The organism is Pseudomonas lurida, from assembly GCF_002563895.1.
Classification (GTDB): Bacteria; Pseudomonadota; Gammaproteobacteria; order Pseudomonadales; family Pseudomonadaceae; genus Aquipseudomonas; species Aquipseudomonas lurida.
Genome location: NZ_PDJB01000001.1, coordinates 13160 through 34992 on the forward strand (window position 1 = coordinate 13160; position 21833 = coordinate 34992).

Annotated in this window: 25 protein-coding genes and 1 pseudogene; 15 read left to right on the forward strand and 11 right to left on the reverse strand. The window is 60.8% G+C overall.

Annotated features, from left to right (window positions below; translation table 11 throughout):
* Positions 1 to 53: 53 nt before the first annotated feature.
* Together choX and betC are read right to left on the reverse strand one after the other, a co-directional pair.
* Positions 54 to 968, reverse strand: coding sequence for a choline ABC transporter substrate-binding protein (choX, locus tag ATH90_RS00075; RefSeq protein WP_098465469.1), 915 nt, complete (start codon positions 966 to 968; stop codon positions 54 to 56).
* A gap of 18 nt (positions 969 to 986) precedes the next feature.
* A complete protein-coding gene (gene betC, locus ATH90_RS00080; protein WP_098465470.1) occupies positions 987 to 2501 on the reverse strand; it encodes a choline-sulfatase in 1515 nt (504 codons plus the stop codon).
* A gap of 103 nt (positions 2502 to 2604) precedes the next feature.
* Here betC and ATH90_RS00085 point away from each other — a divergent pair, with 103 nt between their 5' ends.
* From ATH90_RS00085 to ATH90_RS00110, 6 genes are all read left to right on the forward strand, one after another.
* The gene (locus tag ATH90_RS00085; protein WP_034110536.1) at positions 2605 to 3555 is read left to right on the forward strand and encodes a choline sulfate utilization transcriptional regulator; all 951 of its coding nucleotides are present in this window, start codon (positions 2605 to 2607) and stop codon (positions 3553 to 3555) included.
* A gap of 31 nt (positions 3556 to 3586) precedes the next feature.
* A complete protein-coding gene (locus ATH90_RS00090) occupies positions 3587 to 3913 on the forward strand; it encodes a DOPA 4,5-dioxygenase family protein (protein WP_034110537.1) in 327 nt (108 codons plus the stop codon).
* A gap of 152 nt (positions 3914 to 4065) precedes the next feature.
* Positions 4066 to 5025 (forward strand): 2-dehydro-3-deoxygalactonokinase, encoded by a 960-nt coding sequence (locus ATH90_RS00095; RefSeq protein ID WP_098465471.1) that lies wholly within the window; start codon positions 4066 to 4068, stop codon positions 5023 to 5025.
* Between the two features lies 1 nt (position 5026).
* Positions 5027 to 5647 carry a 2-dehydro-3-deoxy-6-phosphogalactonate aldolase gene (locus ATH90_RS00100; protein ID WP_034110541.1) on the forward strand — a complete coding sequence of 207 codons (621 nt, stop codon included), beginning with the start codon at positions 5027 to 5029 and terminating at the stop codon, positions 5645 to 5647.
* A 49-nt stretch (positions 5648 to 5696) separates the two neighbouring features.
* Positions 5697 to 6845, forward strand: coding sequence for a galactonate dehydratase (dgoD, locus tag ATH90_RS00105; protein ID WP_003170741.1), 1149 nt, complete (start codon positions 5697 to 5699; stop codon positions 6843 to 6845).
* A gap of 115 nt (positions 6846 to 6960) precedes the next feature.
* Positions 6961 to 8268, forward strand: a complete 1308-nt coding sequence (locus tag ATH90_RS00110) for an MFS transporter (protein WP_034110543.1) — start codon at positions 6961 to 6963, stop codon at positions 8266 to 8268.
* A gap of 53 nt (positions 8269 to 8321) precedes the next feature.
* Here the strand turns inward: ATH90_RS00110 and ATH90_RS00115 are convergent, their stop codons facing one another.
* The 3 genes from ATH90_RS00115 to trpB all read right to left on the reverse strand — a co-directional run bounded on the left by ATH90_RS00115 (position 8322) and on the right by trpB (position 10933).
* Positions 8322 to 8762: an anti-virulence regulator CigR family protein gene (locus tag ATH90_RS00115; RefSeq protein WP_034110545.1), complete on the reverse strand. Its 441-nt coding sequence runs from the start codon at positions 8760 to 8762 to the stop codon at positions 8322 to 8324.
* Positions 8763 to 8897: 135 nt separating this feature from the next.
* Positions 8898 to 9707 (reverse strand): tryptophan synthase subunit alpha, encoded by an 810-nt coding sequence (gene trpA, locus ATH90_RS00120; RefSeq protein ID WP_098465472.1) that lies wholly within the window; start codon positions 9705 to 9707, stop codon positions 8898 to 8900.
* Complete coding sequence (trpB, locus tag ATH90_RS00125; RefSeq protein WP_034110549.1) at positions 9707 to 10933, reverse strand: tryptophan synthase subunit beta; 1227 nt, start codon at positions 10931 to 10933, stop codon at positions 9707 to 9709. The genes trpA and trpB overlap by 1 nt, the downstream gene beginning before the upstream one ends.
* A 111-nt stretch (positions 10934 to 11044) precedes the next feature.
* On the opposite strand from trpB, the gene ATH90_RS00130 reads away from it, so the two are divergent.
* Positions 11045 to 11941, forward strand: a complete 897-nt coding sequence (locus ATH90_RS00130) for a LysR family transcriptional regulator (protein WP_034110551.1) — start codon at positions 11045 to 11047, stop codon at positions 11939 to 11941.
* 11 nt (positions 11942 to 11952) lie between these two features.
* On the opposite strand, the gene ATH90_RS00135 is transcribed toward ATH90_RS00130, so the two are convergent.
* Positions 11953 to 12279 carry an ElaB/YgaM/YqjD family protein gene (locus tag ATH90_RS00135; protein ID WP_003170746.1) on the reverse strand — a complete coding sequence of 109 codons (327 nt, stop codon included), beginning with the start codon at positions 12277 to 12279 and terminating at the stop codon, positions 11953 to 11955.
* A 155-nt stretch (positions 12280 to 12434) separates the two neighbouring features.
* Between ATH90_RS00135 and ATH90_RS00140 the strand changes: the two genes are divergently transcribed.
* Together ATH90_RS00140 and ATH90_RS00145 are read left to right on the forward strand one after the other, a co-directional pair.
* Positions 12435 to 12650, forward strand: a complete 216-nt coding sequence (locus ATH90_RS00140) for a dodecin (protein WP_005783406.1) — start codon at positions 12435 to 12437, stop codon at positions 12648 to 12650.
* Positions 12651 to 12765: 115 nt separating this feature from the next.
* Entirely contained in the window at positions 12766 to 12993 is a 228-nt protein-coding gene (locus ATH90_RS00145) for a DUF1161 domain-containing protein (RefSeq protein WP_034110552.1), read from the forward strand.
* A 61-nt stretch (positions 12994 to 13054) separates the two neighbouring features.
* Here ATH90_RS00145 and ATH90_RS00150 read toward each other — a convergent pair whose 3' ends face one another.
* The gene (locus ATH90_RS00150; protein ID WP_034110554.1) at positions 13055 to 14056 is read right to left on the reverse strand and encodes an LLM class flavin-dependent oxidoreductase; all 1002 of its coding nucleotides are present in this window, start codon (positions 14054 to 14056) and stop codon (positions 13055 to 13057) included.
* Between the two features lie 217 nt (positions 14057 to 14273).
* Between ATH90_RS00150 and ATH90_RS00155 the strand changes: the two genes are divergently transcribed.
* Positions 14274 to 14705: an OsmC family protein gene (locus tag ATH90_RS00155; protein WP_034110556.1), complete on the forward strand. Its 432-nt coding sequence runs from the start codon at positions 14274 to 14276 to the stop codon at positions 14703 to 14705.
* A gap of 236 nt (positions 14706 to 14941) precedes the next feature.
* Positions 14942 to 15181, forward strand: coding sequence for a DUF1161 domain-containing protein (locus tag ATH90_RS00160; protein WP_034110558.1), 240 nt, complete (start codon positions 14942 to 14944; stop codon positions 15179 to 15181).
* On the opposite strand, the gene ATH90_RS00165 is transcribed toward ATH90_RS00160, so the two are convergent.
* Positions 15182 to 15604 (reverse strand): PA0061/PA0062 family lipoprotein, encoded by a 423-nt coding sequence (locus ATH90_RS00165; protein ID WP_034110560.1) that lies wholly within the window; start codon positions 15602 to 15604, stop codon positions 15182 to 15184.
* 141 nt (positions 15605 to 15745) lie between these two features.
* Here ATH90_RS00165 and ATH90_RS00170 point away from each other — a divergent pair, with 141 nt between their 5' ends.
* Entirely contained in the window at positions 15746 to 16789 is a 1044-nt protein-coding gene (locus tag ATH90_RS00170; RefSeq protein WP_098465473.1) for an aminopeptidase, read from the forward strand.
* A gap of 96 nt (positions 16790 to 16885) precedes the next feature.
* Here ATH90_RS00170 and ATH90_RS00175 read toward each other — a convergent pair whose 3' ends face one another.
* Both ATH90_RS00175 and ATH90_RS00180 read right to left on the reverse strand, forming a co-directional pair.
* The gene (locus tag ATH90_RS00175; RefSeq protein WP_034110564.1) at positions 16886 to 17545 is read right to left on the reverse strand and encodes an HAD family hydrolase; all 660 of its coding nucleotides are present in this window, start codon (positions 17543 to 17545) and stop codon (positions 16886 to 16888) included.
* On the reverse strand, positions 17542 to 18084 hold the full coding sequence (locus tag ATH90_RS00180; protein WP_098465474.1) for a gamma carbonic anhydrase family protein: 543 nt from the start codon (positions 18082 to 18084) through the stop codon (positions 17542 to 17544). The genes ATH90_RS00175 and ATH90_RS00180 overlap by 4 nt, the downstream gene beginning before the upstream one ends.
* 54 nt (positions 18085 to 18138) lie before the next feature.
* Here ATH90_RS00180 and prlC point away from each other — a divergent pair, with 54 nt between their 5' ends.
* Both prlC and ATH90_RS00190 read left to right on the forward strand, forming a co-directional pair.
* The gene (gene prlC, locus ATH90_RS00185; RefSeq protein WP_174555868.1) at positions 18139 to 20238 is read left to right on the forward strand and encodes an oligopeptidase A; all 2100 of its coding nucleotides are present in this window, start codon (positions 18139 to 18141) and stop codon (positions 20236 to 20238) included.
* Positions 20235 to 20510 (forward strand): YheV family putative zinc ribbon protein, encoded by a 276-nt coding sequence (locus tag ATH90_RS00190; RefSeq protein ID WP_034110570.1) that lies wholly within the window; start codon positions 20235 to 20237, stop codon positions 20508 to 20510. The genes prlC and ATH90_RS00190 overlap by 4 nt, the downstream gene beginning before the upstream one ends.
* 34 nt (positions 20511 to 20544) lie before the next feature.
* On the opposite strand, the pseudogene ATH90_RS00195 reads toward ATH90_RS00190, so the two are convergent.
* Positions 20545 to 20796: pseudogene (locus tag ATH90_RS00195) on the reverse strand (protein tyrosine phosphatase); the annotation flags it as partial.
* Positions 20797 to 21079: 283 nt separating this feature from the next.
* On the opposite strand from ATH90_RS00195, the gene ATH90_RS00200 reads away from it, so the two are divergent.
* Positions 21080 to 21832: a gluconate 2-dehydrogenase subunit 3 family protein gene (locus ATH90_RS00200; RefSeq protein WP_034110574.1), complete on the forward strand. Its 753-nt coding sequence runs from the start codon at positions 21080 to 21082 to the stop codon at positions 21830 to 21832.
* Position 21833: the final 1 nt, after the last annotated feature.

The window sequence follows — 21833 nt, forward strand, 5'->3', positions numbered from 1 at the left end:
CCACAGTGATGCTATCGCAGGCAAGCCAGCGTCCACCGGAGTGGCGGCGGCCGTCAGAGTTTGGCTTTTACAGCGGCCAGCGCACCCTTGCCATCCACGGTTTTCACGCCGTCCAGCCACTTGTCCAACACTGCCGGATTCGCCTTTAGCCACGCCTTGGCCGCATCGGCGTTGCTGACCTTTTTATTGGCCACCTCGGCCATGATGCTGTTCTCCATCTCCTGGGTAAAACTCAGGTTGGTCAGCAATTTTCCGACATTTGGGCAGGCCTGCGCATAGCCCTTGCGGGTCAAGGTATACACGCTGCCGGTGTCACCAAAGTATTTCTCGCCGCCCTTGAGGTAATGCATTTTCAATTGCACGTTCATCGGGTGCGGCGTCCAGCCGAGGAAGGTCACGAATTTCTGCTTCTTCACCGCTCGCGACACTTCGGCCAGCATCGCCTGTTCGCTGGACTCGATCAGCTTCCATTGGCCGAGGTCGAAGTCGTTTTTCTTGATGATCTCTTGCAACGAGATATTCGCCGGCGCGCCGGAGCCAATGCCGTAGATCTTCTTGTCGAACTTGTCGGCAAACGTGTTCAGGTCAGCAAAGTCATGCACACCGGCGTCCCACACGTAGTCGGGCACGGCGAGGGTGAACTCGGTGCCGTCGAGGTTTTTCGCCAGTTGCACCACATCGCCATTGGCCACGAACTTGTCGTAGAAGCCCTGCTGTGCCGGCATCCAGTTGCCCAGGAACACATCCACCTGGCCATCCTTGAGCCCGCCGAAGGTGATCGGCACCGCGAGGGTGTCGACCTTGGCCTTGTAGCCCATGCCCGTCAGCAGGAAACCGGTGATGGCATTGGTGGCCGCGATATCGCTCCAGCCTGGATCGGCCATCTTTACCGTTTCGCAGCTGGTATCCGCGTACACGTTGACGCTGCTCAGCGCCAGGATGCCCAATACCACAGTCAACTTTTGCATGGCCTTCCCTCTGTCTATTTATGGGTGTTGGCAGGGTTGTGGATAACGTGCCTTGCGCTCCAGGTCGTCGAGATCGATATGGTTGCGCATGTATTGCTGACTGGCGTCCACCAGTGGCTGGTGATCCCAGCTCTTCAGCTTGCCCTGGGTCAGTGCTTCAAACACCAGGCGACGGCGACGTTGGCTGGCGAGCACCTGTTGGTGGATCGCCGGGATGTCCCATTTGGCCCGCGCCTCGTCCAGGAAAGCTGCAAACAGCGCCTGATGCTGCGGCGACTGGCTGAGTTCTTCCTGCTCCCGAGGGTCGTTGTGTACATCGAACAGTAGACAAGGGTCGTCTTCGCTGTAGATGAATTTGTAGGCGCCACGGCGAATCATCATCAGCGGGCTGATGGTGCCTTCGGCCATGTATTCGCCAAACACTTCGTCGTGCCCGCCCTGCCCCTGCAAGTGCGGCACCAGTGAGCGGCCATCCAGTGGCAGTCGCGGGTCCAACTCGCCGCCGGCCAGTTCCACCAGGGTTGGCAACAGGTCGGCGGTGGACACCGCTTTGCTGACGCGGCCCGCCGCGAACTGCCCTGGCGCACTGACCAGCAGCGGCACGCGGGCGGCCATTTCAAACCAATGCATCTTGTACCAGAGGCCCCGCTCGCCGAGCATGTCGCCGTGATCGCCGGAGAAGACAATGATGGTGTCATCGGCCAGGCCTGTGTCTTCCAGGGTCTGCAGCAGCTTGCCGACATTGCTGTCGATGTAGCTGCATGCGCCGAAATAGGCGCGGCGTGCATCGCGGATCTTATCCACAGGCAGCGGCTTGTCCCACAAGTCGTAGACCTTGAGCAGGCGCTGGGAGTGCGGGTCGAGATCGGCTTGGGCCGGCGTGGTAGGCAATGGAATGTCGGCGTCGTCGTACAGGTCCCAGAACGGCTTGGGAATGGTGTACGGATCGTGCGGGTGCGTCATCGACACGGTCAGGCAGAATGGCTGGTCGCCGTCTTCGCGGATATGGTCGAACAGGTATTGCTGGGCCTTGAACACCACCTCTTCATCGAAATCCAGCTGGTTGGTGCGCACGCATGGCCCGGCCTGCAGCACCGACGACATGTTGTGGTACCAAGTGGGGCGCACGTCTGGCTCGTCCCAGTTCACCGCCCAGCCATAGTCGGCGGGGTAGATGTCGCTGGTCAGGCGCTCTTCGTAACCGTGCAATTGGTCGGGGCCGCAGAAATGCATCTTGCCCGACAGCGCCGTGCGGTAGCCGAGGCGGCGCAGGTAGTGGGCGTAAGTCGGCACGTCGGCAGGGAAATCCGCCGCGTTGTCATAGGCGCCGATTTTGCTCGGCAGTTGCCCGCTCACCAGGGTGAAGCGCGACGGTGCGCACAGCGGGCTGTTGCAATAGGCGGCGTCGAACACCACGCCTTGTGCAGCCAGACGGCTCAGGTTTGGCAGTTTGATCGGCGAAGAACCGTAGAACGGAAGCAACGGTGCGGCCATTTGATCGGCCATGATGAAAAGAATGTTCTTGCGCTTCATGATCTATCGGCATTCCATAGGCGGTGTTTATGCGACTGAGCATGCAGCCCATGGAAAATGGGGTAAAGCCCATGAAAAGCAATGTCTAGGATAAGCACAGCTTATGTATGAAGCCCTCGGTGACCTGTCTCTCGATCTGCTGCGCGCCTTTGAAGCGGCAGCGCGTCATCGCAGCTTTACCGCCGCCGCGATGGAACTGGGCACCACCCAGCCAGCGATCAGCCAGCAGATCAAGCGCCTGGAAGAACAACTGGCGATCCGCCTGTTTGATCGCATCTACCGTGGCATCGAACTGACCGATGCTGGCGCCTTGTTGTTCGAGCATGTGCAAGGCGGTTTGCAGGCCATCAACGCCGGGCTCAGTGCGATCACCCAGCAGGATCAGCACGAAGTGCTGCAAGTGGCCACCGACTTCGCCTTCGCCGCGTATTGGTTGATGCCGCGCCTGCATCGCTTTCATGCGGCCAACCCTCAGGTGGATGTGAGCCTGGTGACCAGCGAGCGCAACCACGCCACCTTGCGCAGCGACATCGACGTGGCCGTACTGTTTGGCGATGGTCGTTTCAAGCAGGGCGACAGCCTGTGGCTATTCAACGAGGAAGTGTTCCCGGTGTGCAGCCCGCAGTGGCTCAAGGAACAGGCCAGGCCGTTGTCTGTACAAAATTTGCACGATTTTCCATTGCTGCACCTTCGCCAGGAGAACAACAGCCAGTGGTTCGACTGGAGCGGCGTGTTTCGCGAACTGGGCATCGCCAGTGCACCGACGCCCGGCCAACTGCGCTTCGACAACTACACGCTGTTGATTCAAGCCGCGATTGCCGGCCAGGGCGTGGCTATCGGCTGGCGCCACTTGGTGGATAACCTGCTGGAACAGAACTGGTTGTGTCGGCCGATCAGCGACACAGTGATCTCGCGTTTCGGCTATTACGTGGTGCAACCCCAACGCAAACGCCGGGGGCAGTTAGTGGAGCGTTTTGTCGACTGGCTGGTCGCCGAGCAGGCCAGTAGTGCGCAGTCCTTGACCGGGCTGGCCCTGCCGTCGATTGCGGTCTAGCATCTGGCGCATATTGGATCCGGAGTCCGTCATGCAACGTATCAAGGGTTACCACGCCCATATCTACTTCGACGCAAACACGATCGACCAGGCGCGCACCCTGTGCGAAGACGCCGCCAAACTCTTCCCGCTGCGTATGGGGCGCGTGCATGAGCGGCCCGTGGGCCCGCACCCGGACTGGAGCTGCCAACTGGCGTTCGATGCCGAGTACATCGGCGTGGTGCTGCCGTGGTTGGTGATCAATCGGAATGGGTTGGTGGTGTTCCTGCATCCCGATACTGGCGATGACCTCAAGGACCATACCGATTACGCGATCTGGATGGGCGCGATGCGCGAGTTGGATTTGTCTATTTTTTAATCGATCCCGTCACCTGGCTGCGCTAAGGGACGGGATTTTTATTGCCTTCTCCCACTATATGGGACCGTTATTTATATATTGAGATATAGCCAAGCATAGGTTTATATTCGCCCATCTGCTTTTTTCAGCACCCACTCAATTCAGGTGAAGCGATGCAGGCGCAATTGATCGCGCTCGATTGGGGTACCAGCTCCCTTCGTGCTTATAAACTCGGCCCCGCAGGCGTGGTGCTGGAACAGCGCTCGCTGGCGTGGGGCATCATGCATTTGCCCACCGAGCCCCGCGATATAGCCGGCGTACGCTGCAGCGATGGCTTCGAGTTGGCGTTCGATGCGGCCTGCGGGGATTGGCTCGACGCCGCGCCCAACGTGCCGGTGATCGCCTGCGGCATGGTTGGCAGCGCCCAGGGCTGGAGCGAAGCGGCCTACCGCAACACTCCGGTCGATGTGGCGAGCCTTGGCCAAGCGCTGCATCGCGTGCGCAGTGTGCGTGGCGTCGACGTGCATATCGTGCCGGGCGTGATCGAGCGGGTTGGCTTGCCCAATGTGATGCGCGGCGAAGAAACCCAAGTATTGGGCGTGCTGCAAGGGTTGGGCGCCAATGGGTTGATCGGCCTGCCCGGCAGCCATTCCAAGTGGGTCGAGGTGGTCGAGGGCTGCATCACCCACTTCGACACCTTCATGACCGGCGAGCTGTTCGCGGTGCTGAGCAAACACAGCATCCTGGGGCGCACCCAGCAACCCAGCGAACAATTCCAGGCTGACGCCTTTGACCGAGGCGTGCACGTGGCGCTCTCCAAAGACGGCCAGCGCGGTGTGCTGTCGACCCTGTTCAGCGCGCGCACCCTTGGACTTACCGCGCAACTCGCCCCCGACCAGCAGCCTGATTACCTCTCGGGTTTGCTCATCGGCCATGAACTCGCCGGTTTGCCCGGCCGCGCAAAACACCAGCCGATCATCCTGGTCGGCGCCGCTCCCCTCTGCGCCCGCTACCAACGCGCCCTCACCCTTTGCGGCTTTGCCCACGTCAGCCTGGCGCAGGAAGCCACCGAGCGTGGCCTGTGGCAATTGGCCGTGGCAGCCAAGCTCATTCAACCTGTAACGGAGGCCTGACATGCTCAAGCAAGCACTCGCGCAAAACGGTTTGATCGCCATTCTGCGCGGCATTCGCCCGGACGAAGCCGAGGCCGTCGGCCAGGTGCTGTATCAGGCCGGGTTTCGCGTGATCGAAGTCCCGCTGAACTCGCCCGACCCTTACACCAGCATCCGCACCCTGCGCGATACCCTGCCCGCCGATTGCCTGATCGGTGCCGGTACGGTGTTGCTGCCTGAGCAGGTCGAGCAAGTGAAGGCCGCCGGTGGCCAGGTGATCGTGATGCCCCACAGCGATGCCAAGGTGTTGCGTGCCGCCAAAGCCGCGGGTCTGTTCCTGTCGCCGGGTGTGGCGACGCCCACCGAAGCCTTTGCCGCATTGGCCGAAGGCGCCGACGTGTTGAAGCTGTTCCCTGCCGAGCAAATGGGCCCGGCGGTGATCAAGGCGTGGCTGGCGGTATTGCCGGCCGGCACCTTGTTGCTGCCGGTGGGCGGCATTACTCCGGACAACATGCAGGTGTTTATCGACGCTGGCGCCAAAGGCTTCGGGCTGGGCTCCGGGTTGTTCAAGCCGGGCATGACCGTGGATCAGGTAGCGAGCCGCGCCCAGGCTTATGTCGCCGCCTGGAAAGCCCTGAGCTGACTTCAAGTTCCGCGCCCACAGGCGCTGCATCTAATAAGAGAGATAACAGATGAAAATCACCAAACTGACGACCTTTATCGTCCCGCCGCGCTGGTGCTTCCTCAAGGTCGAGACCGACCAGGGTGTGACCGGCTGGGGCGAGCCTGTCGTCGAGGGCCGCGCCCACACCGTGGCGGCGGCCGTCGAAGAGCTGTCCGACTACCTGATCGGCAAAGACCCCCGCAATATCGAAGACATCTGGACCGTGCTCTATCGCGGCGGCTTCTACCGGGGCGGTGCCGTGCACATGAGCGCCCTCGCCGGTATCGACCAGGCGCTGTGGGACATCAAGGGCAAGGCCCTGGGTGTGTCGGTCAGTGATCTCTTGGGTGGCCAGGTGCGTGACAAGATTCGTGTGTATTCATGGATCGGCGGCGACCGCCCGGCCGACACCGCCCGCGCCGCCAAAGAGGCCGTGGCCCGTGGCTTCACGGCGGTGAAAATGAACGGCACCGAAGAGCTGCAGTTCGTCGACAGCTTCGAAAAAGTCGACCTGGCCCTGGCCAACGTGGCCGCCGTGCGTGATGCGGTCGGCCCCAACGTCGGCATTGGCGTCGACTTTCATGGCCGCGTGCACAAGCCCATGGCCAAGGTGCTGATGAAGGAACTGGACCCGTACAAGCTGATGTTTATCGAAGAGCCGGTGCTCAGTGAAAACTACGAAGCGCTGAAGGAACTGGCACCGCTGACCAGCACCCCGATTGCCTTGGGCGAACGCCTGTTTTCGCGCTGGGACTTCAAGCGCGTGCTCAGCGAAGGTTACGTCGACATCATCCAACCGGATGCGTCCCACGCCGGTGGCATCACCGAAACCCGCAAAATCGCCAACATGGCCGAAGCCTACGACGTGGCGCTGGCCCTGCACTGCCCGCTGGGCCCGATTGCGTTGGCGGCCTGCCTGCAACTGGACGCGGTCTGCTACAACGCGTTCATCCAGGAGCAAAGCCTGGGCATTCACTATAACGAGAGCAATGACCTGCTCGACTATGTGCGCGACCCGGGCGTGTTCGACTATGACCAAGGCTTTGTGAAGATCCCCAACGGGCCGGGCCTGGGCATCGAGATCAACGAAGAGTACGTGATCGAACGCGCGGCCATCGGCCACCGCTGGCGTAACCCGATCTGGCGGCATGCCGACGGCAGTTTTGCCGAGTGGTAATTCCTGGCTGACGCACAACAGGTGGGAGCGGGCTTGCCCGCTCCCACCTTGTTGATCCGGTTTATCCCGTCAGATCCATTTCAGACCTCAATAAGCATAAGAAGAGGCGACCCCCATGCACCCTGAATCCTTCACCGGGCAGGCTTCTTTAGTCACGCCTACCAGAAAGCGCTTTTTCATCATGCTGCTGTTGTTCATCACGGTGGTGATCAACTACCTCGACCGCAGCAACCTGTCGATCGCCGCGCCGGCGCTGACCAGCGAACTGGGTATCGACCCCGTGCACGTCGGGCTGATTTTCTCCGCGTTCGGCTGGACCTACGCCGCCATGCAAATCCCCGGCGGCTGGCTGGTAGACCGTGTGCCGCCGCGCATCCTCTACACCGCCGCGTTGTTGCTGTGGTCCATCGCCACGGTGATGCTCGGTTTCGCGGCCAGCTTCATCGCGCTGTTCGTGCTGCGCATGGCCGTCGGCGCCCTGGAAGCCCCGGCCTATCCGATCAACAGTCGCGTGGTCACCACTTGGTTTCCCGAGCGCGAGCGCGCCACGGCGATTGGCGTGTACACCTCCGGGCAGTTTGTCGGGCTGGCGTTCCTCACACCGGTTTTGGCTTGGCTGCAACACGCATTTGGCTGGCACATGGTGTTTGTCGCCACAGGCGGCGTGGGCATTGTGTGGGCGATCATCTGGTACGCGGTGTATCGCGAACCCAAGGACTTCAAAGGCGCCAACGCAGCGGAGATCGAGCTCATCCGTGACGGCGGCGGGCTGGTGGATATGCAGGCGAAAACGGTCAAGGCGCCGTTCAGCTGGGTCGACTTGGGCATCGTGTTGAGCAAGCGCAAGCTCTGGGGCATCTACCTGGGGCAGTTCTGCCTGAACTCCACGCTGTGGTTCTTCCTGACGTGGTTCCCGACCTACCTGGTGAAATATCGCGGCATGGACTTCATCAAGTCCGGCCTGCTGGCGTCGTTACCGTTTCTCGCGGCGTTTGTCGGCGTGCTGTGTTCCGGGGTCTTTTCCGACTGGTTGATTCGTCGCGGCGCGTCGGTAGGCTTTGCACGCAAATTGCCGATCATTGGCGGGTTGCTGATCTCCACGGCGATCATCGGCGCCAACTATGTGGACTCGACGGCGTGGGTGATTGCGTTCCTGGCGCTGGCGTTTTTTGGCAATGGCCTGGCGTCCATCACCTGGTCGTTGGTGTCGACCCTGGCGCCGGCGCGGCTGCTGGGGCTGACCGGTGGGGTGTTCAATTTCATCGGCAACCTGTCGGCGATTGCCACGCCAATCGTGATTGGCTTTCTCGCCAGCGGCGATTCGTTTGCGCCGGCAATTACTTATATTGCGGTGCTGGCGTTGCTCGGTGCGCTGTCCTACGTCTTGCTGGTTGGTAAGGTCGAGCGCATCGAACTCAAATAACCACCGCCCAACCTTGCAGGAGCCGGCAAGCCGGCTCCTGCAGTGGGAGTGGCTCAGTTGAGGACGCCGTCGAGGATCTCGTAGACGATGCCCGTGCCGACGGCAATCAACACCACATCCGGCCCCGAACGGCGCCATTCATAGCCCGGGTATACCGGCAAGCGCGCCAGGGCGCGGTTATCGAGGCGTTCGCCGTAGTAGCCACGGGGCAGTGGCTGGCCGCGCACCAGGCGCACATTTGGCGGTGGTGGTGCGCCGCGGGAGAACTGGCCGTGGTTGTCATGGATGATCTGCCGAACCGGACCGAAGTCCTGGGGTGGGCCGCCGCGACGGTTGTCCTGCGGGCCGCGATGGTCATCGCCACGTTGTTCGTGCTGGCCTTGCGGGCCGCCACGGTCAGGGCCGCCTTGGTCATAAGGCGCGGCTTGCACCAGGGCGCTGGCACCAAGCACCAGCACGCCGAGGCTTGCGATCACGGATTTGGGCATTTTCATCGGGTATTCCTCAGGGCACACACAAAAAAAGGGATCTCGAACGAGGTTCGACATCCCTTGGTCTTGCTGTTTAGGCCGTGCCTGAGCAGGTTGATTCCTCTGTATCAGGAACTTTACCTATGGCTTACGGGGCGCTTACTTACGGGCGTTACGCACGCCTTCCGATAGCGCCGCACACAAGCCCAGTACGCCATCGATGGCTTGCTGGTCATTGCTGGCGTTGGCGATGTGATCGATCAGCGCCGAACCCACGACCACGCCATCGGCCAGGCGAGCGATGGCCGCCGCTTGTTCCGGTGTACGGATACCAAAACCGATGCAGATCGGCAGGTCGGTGTGGCGACGCAGGCGGGTCACGGCTTCTTCGACATGCTCCAGGGTCGCTGCACCCGCACCTGTAACACCGGCCACTGACACGTAGTACACAAAACCGGAGCTGCCATTCAGGACGGTCGGCAAGCGCACATCGTCAGTGGTTGGCGTGGTCAGGCGGATAAAGTCGATGCCGGCAGCCTGGGCCGGGTCGCACAGCTCACCGTTATGCTCGGGCGGCATGTCGACCACGATCAGGCCGTCGACGCCGGCTTCCTTGGCATCGGCAATGAACGCCGTCACACCGTATTTATGGATCGGGTTGAAGTAACCCATCAATACCAGCGGCGTTTCGTGGTTGTCCTTGCGGAACTCGCGGACCATCTGCAGGGTTTTCGCCAGGTTCTGCTTGGCTTCCAGCGCGCGGATATTGGCCAGCTGGATCGCCGGGCCGTCTGCCATTGGGTCGGTGAAGGGCATGCCCAGCTCGATCACATCGGCACCGGCGGCTGGCAAGCCCTTGAGGATTGCCAGGGAGGTGTCATAACCCGGGTCGCCGGCGGTGACGAAGGTCACCAGGGCGGCGCGGTTTTCTTCTTTAAGCTGCGCAAAGCGGGCTTGCAGGCGGCTCATCAGTGTTTCTCCTGCTTAGACTGTTCCATATGGTGCATCACGGTCTGCATGTCTTTGTCGCCACGGCCCGAGAGGTTGAGCACCATCAGGTGATCCTTCGGCAGGGTGGGTGCGCGCTTGAACACTTCGGCCAGCGCGTGGGCGCTTTCCAGTGCAGGAATAATCCCTTCCAGGCGGCAGCATTTGTGGAACGCATCCAGGGCCTCATCGTCGGTCACCGAGGTGTACTGGACACGGCCGATGTCATGCAACCAAGCGTGTTCAGGGCCGATGCCGGGGTAGTCGAGGCCCGCGGAGATGGAGTGGGCGTCGATAATCTGGCCATCGTCGTCTTGCAGCAGGAAAGTGCGGTTGCCGTGCAGTACGCCGGGCACGCCACCGTTTAGGCTGGCGGCATGCTTGCCGGTCTCAATGCCGTGGCCGGCGGCTTCAACGCCGATGATCTGGACGCTGGTGTCATCCAGGAACGGGTGGAACAGGCCCATGGCATTGGAGCCGCCACCGATGCACGCCACCAGGCTGTCCGGCAGGCGGCCTTCCTGGGCTTGCAACTGGTCGCGGGTTTCCTTGCCGATCACGGCTTGGAAGTCACGCACCATGGCAGGGTACGGGTGTGGGCCGGCGACGGTGCCGATCAGGTAGAACGTGTCGTCGACGTTGGTCACCCAATCACGCAGGGCTTCGTTCATTGCGTCTTTGAGCGTGCCGGTGCCGGCTACTACCGGGATCACCTCGGCGCCCAGCAGCTTCATGCGGAACACGTTGGCTTGCTGGCGCTCAATGTCAGTGGTGCCCATGTAGATCACGCATTGCAGGCCGAAGCGCGCCGCCACGGTGGCGGTGGCCACGCCGTGCATGCCGGCGCCGGTCTCGGCAATGATGCGTTTCTTGCCCATGCGCCGTGCCAACAGGATCTGGCCGATGCAGTTGTTGATCTTGTGCGCGCCGGTGTGGTTCAGCTCTTCACGCTTGAGGTAGATCTTGGCGCCGCCGCAGAATTCGGTCAGGCGTTCGGCGAAATACAGTGGGCTTGGACGGCCGACATAGTCGCGCTGGAAGTAAGCCAGTTCTTCTTTGAACGCCGGGTCTTCCTTGGCCGCTTCGTATTCGCGGGCCAGTTCGAGGATCAACGGCATCAGGGTTTCAGCGACGTAGCGGCCGCCGAACGCGCCAAACAGGCCGTTGACGTCTGGGCCGTTACGTAGATCGGTCTGGGACTGAGTCATGGGACGCTCCAGGAAAGAATGGGGGGTGTAAAGCAATGAGGACCACTCTACCCCTGACCTTCTACGCTGAAAACCGATAAGATCGCCGTAACCTGTCAGGAAAACTCACATATGAGCCGCGACCTTCCTCCCCTTAACGCGCTGCGTGCCTTTGAAGCCACCGCGCGCCTTAACAGCGTCAGCCAGGCTGCCGAGCAATTGCATGTGACCCACGGCGCCGTCAGCCGGCAGTTGAAGGTGCTGGAAGAGCATTTGGGGGTGAGCTTATTCGTCAAGGATGGACGCGGCCTTAAACTCACAGATTCCGGTATCCGTTTGCGTGACGCCAGCGCAGAAGCGTTCGAGCGGTTGAGGGATGTGTGTGCCGAACTCACCCAAAGCAGCGCCGACGCGCCGTTCGTGCTGGGGTGTTCGGGCAGCTTGCTGGCGCGCTGGTTGATCCCGCGCCTTGGCCGCCTGAACGCGGACCTGCCGGACCTGCGCCTGCATTTGTCGGCAGGTGATGGCGATCTCGATCCTCGCCGTCCTGGGCTGGATGCCCTGCTGGTGTTTGCCGAGCCGCCATGGCCCGCGGACATGCAGGTGTATGAGCTGGCCAGCGAGCGCATCGGCCCGGTGATGAGCCCGCTCTTCGCCGGCTATGAGCGCCTGCGCCAGGCGCCTGCCCAAGCCTTGTGTGGCGAAGCCTTGTTGCACACCACCTCACGCCCGCAAGCCTGGCCCAGTTGGGCGCAGCAACACGGGATCGCGCCCGGCACGTTGAAGCATGGCCAGGGGTTCGAGCATTTGTATTATTTGCTGGAGGCGGCGGTGGCAGGATTGGGGGTGGCGATCGCACCCGAGCCGCTGGTGGCAGAGGACTTGCGAGCGGGTCGCCTGGTGGCGCCATGGGGTTTCAGTGAAACCCCGGCCCACCTGGCGCTGTGGCTACCCAAGCGCGCCGCAGACGGTCGCGCTGGGCAGCTGGCGCAGTGGCTCAAGGCTGAGCTGTTGCGCCAGCCGGGTTAGCCGGTAAACCATCAGTCACCGCGTTTGCACAGCAGATAAGCCGCCAGCAGACCCAATGCACCGACAGCGACGCCGGCGGTGGTCCATGGGTGCTCTTGCGCGTAATCGCGGGTTGCAACACCGGTTTCGCGGATTTTGACTTTGCTTTCTTCGTAGGCATCGCTGATCAGGTGACGGGAGTGCTTGAGGGCATTCTCGGCATTGCTTTTCAGGGCCTTCAGCGTTTTGCGCGACTCATCGGACGCATCGTCCTTGAGACTCTCAAGTGACTTGAGCAGGCTCGAAATCTCGGCTTCCATGCTTTCCAGCGACGCTTTGCGTAAAGAAGTGTTGGCCATGTGGACTCTCCTGAATGATTGAGTGGCATGTGTAGATACCGACTGCGGCCATTTCAGAAAGTGCAGTAAATCTGAACTTTCAGGTAGGAATGGTCGCCAGAAGCAGTACGAACATTGACTGCTACGCTTGCTAAACGACCCTTAGGAGAACTGCCATGAGTGATCATCACACTTACAAGAAAGTCGAATTGGTTGGCTCGTCCACCACCAGCATCGAAGACGCGATCAACAATGCCCTGGCCGAAGCCAACAAGAGCATCAAGCACCTGGAATGGTTCGAGGTGACCGAAACCCGTGGTCACATCAAGGACGGCAAGGCGGCACACTTCCAAGTGACCCTCAAAGTGGGGTTCCGAATTGCCAGTAGTTGATCACATCGGTTGAACTTGCCGACTGGCCGATTGCCATAACCTGCGCTACAACCAATGGGTGCCGATGCCACGAGCGTCGGCACGCTCTTTTCGATCAGCGCAAGGAAAGTAACGGATGAAGAAGTTCTTGTTAGCGGTAGGTTTGTTGAGCATTGCAGGCACAGCCCTGGCGGCGGGCAAGCCTTGTGAAGAGCTGAAAAGCGAAATTGCAGCGAAAATCGACGCCAAGGGCGCCTCGGGTTATTCGTTGGAAGTGGTGGATAAAGGCGCTGCAGCCGAGGGTTATACCGTAGTCGGCAGCTGCGAAGCCGGCACCAAGGAAATCGCCTACAAGCGCGGTTAATCCCGTGTGGCAGACATAAAAAACCGACGCACGTGCGTCGGTTTTTTTTCGCCTGAAGGTTTTAGCCTTTCATCAACTGCGCCAGCAACTCATAGGAATGAATCCGGTCGGCGTGCTCGTACAGGTCGCAGGTAAAGATCAACTCATCGGCACCGGTTTGCTCGATCAGCACGTCCAGTTTGGCGCGGATCTTCGCCGGGCTGCCCACCATTGCTAGGCCAAGAAAGCTGGCGACTGCGTCTTTTTCATGGGGCAGCCATAGGCCTTCCATGGTTTTCACCGGGGGGCGCTGCACCAGGCTCTGCCCGCGCATCAGCGCGAGAATGCGTTGGTACACGGAGGTGGCCAGGTAGTCGGCTTGCTCATCGGTGTCAGCGGCCACCAACGGAATGCCAAGCATCACGTAGGGTTTGTCCAGCACGGCCGAAGGCTTGAAGTGGTTGCGGTACACGCGAATCGCTTCATGCATCAGGCGTGGTGCGAAATGCGAGGCGAAGGCGTAGGGCAAGCCGCGTTCGCCCGCCAGTTGGGCGCTGAACAGGCTGGAGCCCAGCAACCAGACCGGTACGTTGGTGCCGGTGCCGGGAACGGCAATTACCCGTTGGTCGGGCGTGCGTGGGCCCAGGTAGGCCATCAACTCGGCCACATCTTCCGGGAAGTCATCGGCACTGCCCGAGCGCTCACGGCGCAGGGCGCGAGCGGTCATCTGGTCGGAGCCGGGCGCACGGCCCAGGCCCAGGTCGATACGGCCAGGGTAGAGGCTTTCCAGGGTGCCGAACTGCTCGGCGATCACCAGGGGGGCGTGGTTGGGCAGCATCACGCCGCCGGAGCCGACGCGAATGGTCGAAGTGCCACCGGCCAGGTAACCCAGCAGCACAGAGGTGGCCGAGCTGGCGATGCCGTCCATATTGTGGTGTTCAGCCACCCAGAAACGGTTGTAGCCGAACTTTTCCACGTGCTGGGCCAGGTCCAGGGAATTGCGCAGCGACTGCGCCGGACTGCCGTTGGCCCGCACGGGCACCAAGTCGAGGGTCGAGAACTTTACGTCGGACAGCGATTTCATAAGCCTGCTTCTCCAAGGGGGCCGCAGGCTTTTTAGACGAACCAAAACCTGCCGCTGCATGTGCATACCTATGCAATGAGGGCATATACCCGAGATTCAATAGTTGGGCCGGAAATTTCCTACTGCATCACTAGGTTTCTCCGACAAGATGAACTTTGCCTGGCCGTCTATCCTCAGAACCCTTACTGACGCAAAACCACCGTTCGAGGAGACCGCTATGAGTATCGTTAAAAAAGCATCCGCGCATTGGGAAGGTGACCTGAAGACTGGCCTGGGTTCCATCTCAACGGAAACCGGGGTACTGCGCGAAGCGCCCTACGGCTTCAAGGCCCGTTTCGAAGGCGGTAAGGGCACCAACCCGGAAGAGTTGATCGGCGCAGCCCACGCTGGCTGTTTTTCCATGGCGTTTTCCATGATTCTCGGCGACGCCGGGCTCAAGGCTGACAGCATCGACACCCACGCTGAGGTGACCCTGGACCAGGTCGACGGTGGTTTCGCGATCACTGCGGTGCACTTGGTCCTCAAGGCCAAGATTCCAGGCGCTAGCCAGGCCCAGTTTGATGAACTGAGCAAGAAGGCCAAGGAAGGGTGCCCGGTGTCCAAGGTGCTGAACGCGACCATCACACTGGATGGCACGCTCGTAAACTGACACCGCTGTATTGTCAGGCGCCAGCTTCTGTGGGAGCTGGCGTGCCTGCGATGGCATCACCTCGGTGTCACTGCGCAACCGAGGCGCCTGCATCGCGGGCATGCCCGGCCCCCACAGAGCTGTGTGACGACATTTAGTTATGCGTTAAATCAGAACTCGTGTTTCACCGATGTGGTCCTATAGCCTATGCAGCCTTAGCCGCACACTCGTGCGCAATGCATTTAGGGAGCTTCAACATGAAACGTTTTGCCTTGGCTATCATCTGCGGTGTATTGGCCACATCGGCTGTGGCCGCACCAAAAGACTGCGAAGAGCTCAGGAAAGAGATCGAGGTCAAGATCCAGGCGAATGCGGTTCCGTCCTACACCCTGGAGATCGTCAGCAAGGAAGAAGCCGACAAGCACGACGTAGCCATGGTCGTCGGCAGCTGCGAGAACGGCACCAAAGCCATCGTCTACCAGAAAAACAACGACTGATCAGATGCAGTTGACGCTGCGTTCTTCTGCAAGCAACTGACGCGCCGAGTCATACAGCCGGATATTGGGTGTGAAGGCCAGTGAGCGGCCTTCCAGCACATAGCGCTGGCCGGCCTGGAAGTGGTCGTATTCCAGGGTCATGAAGCAGGTGCGGTACATCATTTGGCTCAGCCCACCCAAACCGCCGCCAGCAGGGACTTCAAAGTCGAAACGCACCATCAGTTCGTGATGGCCGGGCGGGAACTGGAAATAGCGCCCGTCATCCAGGTTCTTGCCGTCCAGCCGCTGCGCCATCACCAGCTTGGAACCCGGCGTCGGCGTGGTGAAATCCACCCAGGCTTGCTGCGGATCCACAGGGGGTACGGGGGTTGTCGTGCAGGCGCTAAGGAACACGGCGGCGACGGGAAGCAAGAGCTGACGCATGGCAGGCACTCGACAGAAAGAGAGAATTGAGCCTGACGCGACGGCAGCAGACTCCCTATGAGTATAAACACGTCAGGCCATGGAAAAATTCCGCACAGGCACGATAGTCTGGCGAGCAAATTACCCAGGAGCGGTCGAGGCATGGTCAGGCGTTTTCTTCCAGGGTTGATGGTTGTGCTGCTGAGCGGCTGCTCCAGTGTCAGTTATTACGGCCAGTTGGCCAGTGGTCAGTGGCAATTGCTACGGGCTCGTGAGCCGGTGGCGCAGGTGATTGCCGACCCCACCCGCCCCGCATTGCTGCGCGAGCACCTGGTGCAATCGCAGAAAGCGCGCACGTTCGCCAGTGAACACCTGCACCTTCCCGACAACCAGAGTTACAGGTTGTACGCTGATATTGGCCGGCCGTACGTGGTCTGGAACGTCTTCGCCACGCAGGAGTTTTCCCTGTCCCCCGAAACCCATTGCTTCCCCATCGCTGGCTGCGTGGCGTATCGCGGCTACTACAACCAGGGCGCGGCGCGCGGCGAGGCGGCGTTGTTGAAGCAACGGGGCATGGATGTATCGATCGGTGGCGTCGAGGCTTACTCGACTTTGGGCTGGTTCAATGACCCCATCATGAATTCAATGATGAACTGGGGGGATGAGCGCCTGGCTACGCTGATCTTCCATGAGCTGGCGCACCAGCGTTTCTATGTGAAGGACGACACCGAGTTCAACGAGTCGTTTGCCAATTTCGTCGAGCAGGAAGGTACGCGCCAATGGCGCGCGGCACGTGGGTTGGCGCCGGATAGCCTGTCGACTTCAACGCAGCGTGATCAGTTTATCCAGTTGGTCCTCGATACCCGTCAACGTCTGCAGGCCCTGTACGCGCAACCCTTGGCGGTTGATGCGATGCGCCAGGCCAAGGCGGCGCAATTCGAACGTTTGCGCCGTGATTACCGGCACCTGCGGGATAGCCAATGGGGCGGCGATAAACGTTATGACGGCTGGGTCAACCAGCCCATGAACAATGCGCGGCTGTTGCCGTTCGGGCTGTACGACCAGTGGGTGCCGGCGTTCGCGGCCTTGTTTGCGCAGGAGGGAGGGGATTGGGTGAGGTTCTATGCGGCGGTGGAGAAGCTGGGAGGGTTGCCGGTGGAACGGCGCAAGGCGGCGTTGAGACAGTTGGAGGGTCCTGGCCATTAGGGCCTCTTCGCGGGCTAGCCCGCTCCCACAGGTGACCGCCTTTCAACAGCTAGAGTGCGGTCGAACGTGGGAGCGGGTTTGCCGCCGAATGGGGTCTCAAGGCCGCTGCAAAAACGCCTCATGCATCTGTGCCAACGTCTCGAAATGCCAGGTCGGCGCTTCGGCATTCAACTCTTCGAAGCTGCCAAACCCGTACCCCACTGCCGCCGAATCCAGCCCATTGCTGCGCGCGCCGATCAAGTCATGCTTGCGGTCACCAATCATCAGGGTGGTGGCCGGGTCCAGGCCTTCTTCGCTGAGCACATGGGCGATCAGCTCAACCTTATTGGTGCGCGTGCCGTCCAATTCGCTGCCGTAGATCACCTTGAAGTGCTTGGCGAAATCGAAATGCCGGGCGATCTCGCGGGCAAACACCCACGGCTTGGACGTCGCCACATAGAGCTGGCGACCTTGGCCGCTCAGGTCTTCCAGCAGCGGCATCACGCCGTCAAACACACGGTTTTCATACAGGCCGGTGACCTTGAAGCGCTCGCGATAGAAATTCACCGCGTCCCAGGCCTTGGCTTCATCGAAGCCGTAGAACTGCATGAACGCTTGCAGCAAGGGCGGGCCGATGAAGTGTTCGAGTTGGGTCAGGTCCGGCTCATCAATGCCGAGTTTGGCGAGGGCGTACTGGATCGAGCGGGTGATGCCTTCTCGCGGGTCGGTGAGGGTGCCGTCCAGGTCGAACAGGACGGTTTGGTAGTGCAGGGTCATCGGTCGAATCCTTCAGCCAGGTGCAGGTCTTTGAGCTTCACGTAGTTCGCGGCGCTGTAGGTGAAAAAGGCGCGTTCCTTGTCAGTCAGCGGGCGGATCTGTTTAACCGGGCTGCCGACATACAAGAACCCGCTCTCGAGTTTCTTGCCTGGCGGCACCAGGCTGCCAGCGCCGATGATCACGTCGTCTTCCACCACGGCGCCGTCCATCACGATGCTGCCCATGCCGATCAGGATGCGGCTACCCACGGTGCAGCCATGCAGCATGACCTTGTGGGCGATGGTGACGTCGTCGCCGATCAACAGCGGGAAACCGTCCGGGTTGAAGGGGCCTGAGTGGGTGATGTGCAGCACGCAGCCATCCTGCACGCTGGTGCGCGCACCGATGCGGATGCGGTGCATGTCGCCGCGGATCACGGTCAGCGGCCAGACCGAGCTGTCGGCGCCGATTTCGACATCGCCGATCACCACCGCCGAAATATCGACAAAAGCCCCGGCGCCCAGGGCTGGCGTGTGGTTCTGATAGGTGCGAAGGGTCACGATAGCCTCTCTCTCTTCTGCTGATAGCTGCGGTGGGCGTTGATTGTAATTAAGATGGCCCCATCTTTGTTCTTACATGTTTCTTCAGCCAAGGTGCCAACCGTGAGCGCGAACAACCCTCTTCTGCAGTCCTACGACCTGCCGCCGTTCTCGGCGATCCGTGCCGAGCACGTCCAGCCGGCCATCGAACAGATCCTCGCTGACAACCGCGTTGCCATCGAAGGTATCCTGCAAAGCCAGGGTAAAAATCCGACCTGGGCCGGCCTGGTGCTGGCCATGGACGAGCTGAACGACCGCCTGGGCGCTGCCTGGAGCCCTGTCAGCCACCTCAATGCCGTGTGCAACAGCGCCGAACTGCGCGAAGCCTATGAAGGCTGCCTGCCGGCGCTGAGTGCCTACTCCACCGAGATGGGCCAGAACCGCGCGCTGTTCCAAGCCTTCGAAGCCCTGGCCAACAGCCCGGAAGCCGCCGGTTTCGACGTGGCGCAAAAAACCATCCTGGAGCATTCCCTGCGCGACTTCCGCCTGTCGGGTATCGATTTGCCGCCCGAGCAGCAAAAACGCTACGCCGAAGTGCAGAGCAAGCTGTCCGAACTGGGCAGCAAATTCTCCAACCAGTTGCTGGACGCCACCCAGGCCTGGACCAAACACGTGACCGACGAGGCCACCCTCGCCGGCCTCACTGACTCGGCCAAGGCGCAAATGGCCGCGGCCGCCCAGGCCAAAAGCCTCGACGGCTGGCTGATCACCCTGGAATTCCCGAGCTACTACGCGGTGATGACCTACGCCCAGGATCGCGCTCTGCGTGAAGAAGTCTACGCGGCCTACTGCACCCGTGCGTCGGACCAGGGCCCGAATGCCGGTCAGAACGATAACGGCCCGGTGATGGAACAGATCCTCGACCTGCGTCAGGAACTGGCTCAGTTGCTCGGTTACGCGTCCTTCTCCGAACTGAGCCTGGCCACCAAGATGGCCGAGTCCAGTGACCAAGTGCTGAGCTTCCTGCGCGACCTGGCCAAGCGCAGCAAGCCGTTCGCTGCCCAGGATCTGCAACAACTCAAGGCCTACGCCGCCGAACAAGGCTGCACCGACCTGCAAAGCTGGGACAGCGGTTTCTACGGCGAAAAACTCCGTGAGCAGCGCTACAGCGTGTCCCAGGAAGCCCTGCGTGCCTATTTCCCGATCGACAAAGTGCTGGGCGGCCTGTTCGCCATTGTGCAGCGCCTGTACGGCATCGAGATCGCCGAGCAGAAAGGCTTCGACACCTGGCACCCGGATGTCCGCCTGTTTGAAATCAAGGAAAACGGCCAGCACGTCGGCCGCTTCTTCTTCGACCTGTACGCTCGCGCCAACAAGCGTGGCGGTGCCTGGATGGACGGCGCCCGCGATCGTCGTCGTACGATCGACGGCGTACTGCAAAGCCCGGTGGCCAACCTGGTGTGCAACTTCACCCCGGCCGACAGCGGCAAGCCTGCGCTGCTGACCCACGATGAAGTCACCACGCTGTTCCACGAATTCGGCCATGGCCTGCATCACTTGTTGACCCGTGTCGAACACGCGGGAGTGTCCGGCATCAACGGCGTGGCCTGGGATGCGGTGGAGTTGCCGAGCCAGTTCATGGAGAACTGGTGCTGGGAGCCGGAAGGCCTGGCGCTGATCTCCGGTCACTACGAAACCGGCGAGCCACTGCCTCAGGACCTGTTGGAAAAAATGCTTGCGGCCAAGAACTTCCAGTCCGGCCTGATGATGGTGCGCCAGTTGGAATTCTCGCTGTTCGACTTCGAACTGCATGCCACCCACGGTGATGGCCGCAGTGTGGCCCAAGTGCTGGAAGGCGTGCGCGACGAGGTATCGGTGATGCGTCCGCCGGCCTACAACCGCTTCCCCAACAGCTTTGCGCACATCTTCGCCGGGGGTTACGCGGCGGGGTACTACAGCTACAAGTGGGCCGAAGTGCTGTCGGCAGATGCCTTCTCCAAGTTCGAAGAAGACGGCGTGCTCAATGCCGAAACCGGCCGCGCCTTCCGTGAGGCGATCCTGGCGCGGGGCGGTTCGCAGGAGCCGATGGTACTGTTCGTCGACTTCCGCGGACGAGCGCCGTCAATTGACGCACTCTTGCGCCACAGCGGCTTGAGTGAGGACGCGGCAGCATGAGTGAGGGGCCTGTGATTACCAAAAAGCAATTCATCGCCGGGGCGGTCTGCCCGGCGTGCAGCGAGCCAGACAAGCTGAAGATGTGGACCGAAGACAACGTGCCGCATCGCGAGTGCGTGGCCTGCGGCTATACCGACACGCTGAATGACCAGGGGCTGTCGGTGCCCAAAGAGCTGGGTACGCGAGTGAATACCTCGGCGTTGAAAGCGCCTGCGGACCCTAAGGTGCAGGCGGTGCAGTTCTTTCCTAATCCGAAGCTGAAAAAAGTCTGACCGTTGTAGGAGCCCGGCTTGCCAGCGATAGCGCTCATGGGATCGCTATCGCTGGCAAGCTTGGCGCCTCCCCTTGTTTTTCGTCCTTGCCTGTCGTCGTGATCCAATCCTTCATTGAGCACAGTGCAAACGCACTCGTGCTGCAATCGCCATTCGCCAAAGCCGTGCGCAGCTTGTCGACATCGGCTCTCATCATGTAGCGGATGCCGTCCTTGAAGCCGTTACTGGTGCCAAAGCCGCCCACCGTCATCTCGTTCAGCGCCTCTTCCTTGCTCCAACCATTGATTCTTGAGCATCTGTGACATAACCGAGCAGAGGGTGGGAGAGAGTGCCCAGCTTCATCTGCAGGGGGTCAAGGAGGCGTGAGGGGTTCGTCAAAGAATCGTTAAGCCTCAGTCTTTAGTCGCTGAAACGATTCTCTACATCCTTAGCCTGCTATCATTTGTAACTATTGATTGCCGCTGCGTTCTATCCCCTTGGATAGGTTGGATCCAATTCGCTGCTGAAAAACCCACAAGCTGCTCCCAGAAGCGGCTGATAAACCCGTGACCACATGATGAGGTGCCACCATGTCTGATCAAGATCAAGACAACCCCCGGCGTGACTTTCTGCGCAAATCCTTGACCCTGATCCCGGTTGTCACGGTTGCCAGCACCGGCCTTGGCGGTTCGATGCTGATGGCTACGCCTGAGCCCGCCCAGGCGGCACCTGCCAAGCCAGTGGTTACCGAAAAGTCCTACGAGCCCACGTATTTCACCGCTGAGGAGTGGGCGTTTATCAACGCCGCCGTCGAGCGCTTGATCCCTGCCGATGCTCAAGGCCCGGGCGCCTTGGAAGCGGGCGCGCCGGAATATATCGACCGCCAGATGAACACCCCTTACGCCAGCGGCGCCCTATGGTTCATGCAAGGCCCGTTCAACGCCGATGCGCCGCCGGAAATGGGCTGGCAGAGCAAATTGGTGCCCAAGGACATTTATCGACTGGGCATTGCCGCGACGGATGCATGGTCGAAGGCCTTCAACGGTAAAACTTTTGCTGCGCAAGACAGCGCTACCCGAGACGATATATTGCGCCGCCTCGAGGCAGGTGGCAGCGAAGTGACAGCGCATTTTGAGGCGGTGCCGCCGAAGATGTTCTTCAACCTGTTGCTGCAAAACACCAAGGAAGGGTTCTTCTGCGACCCGATCCACGGTGGCAACAAAGGCATGGTCGGCTGGACCATGATCGGCTTCCCCGGCGCCCGCGCCGATTTCATGGATTGGGTGGAACGCAACGAGCAGTACCCCTTCCCGGCAGTTTCAATCCGCGGCGAGAGGGCCTGAA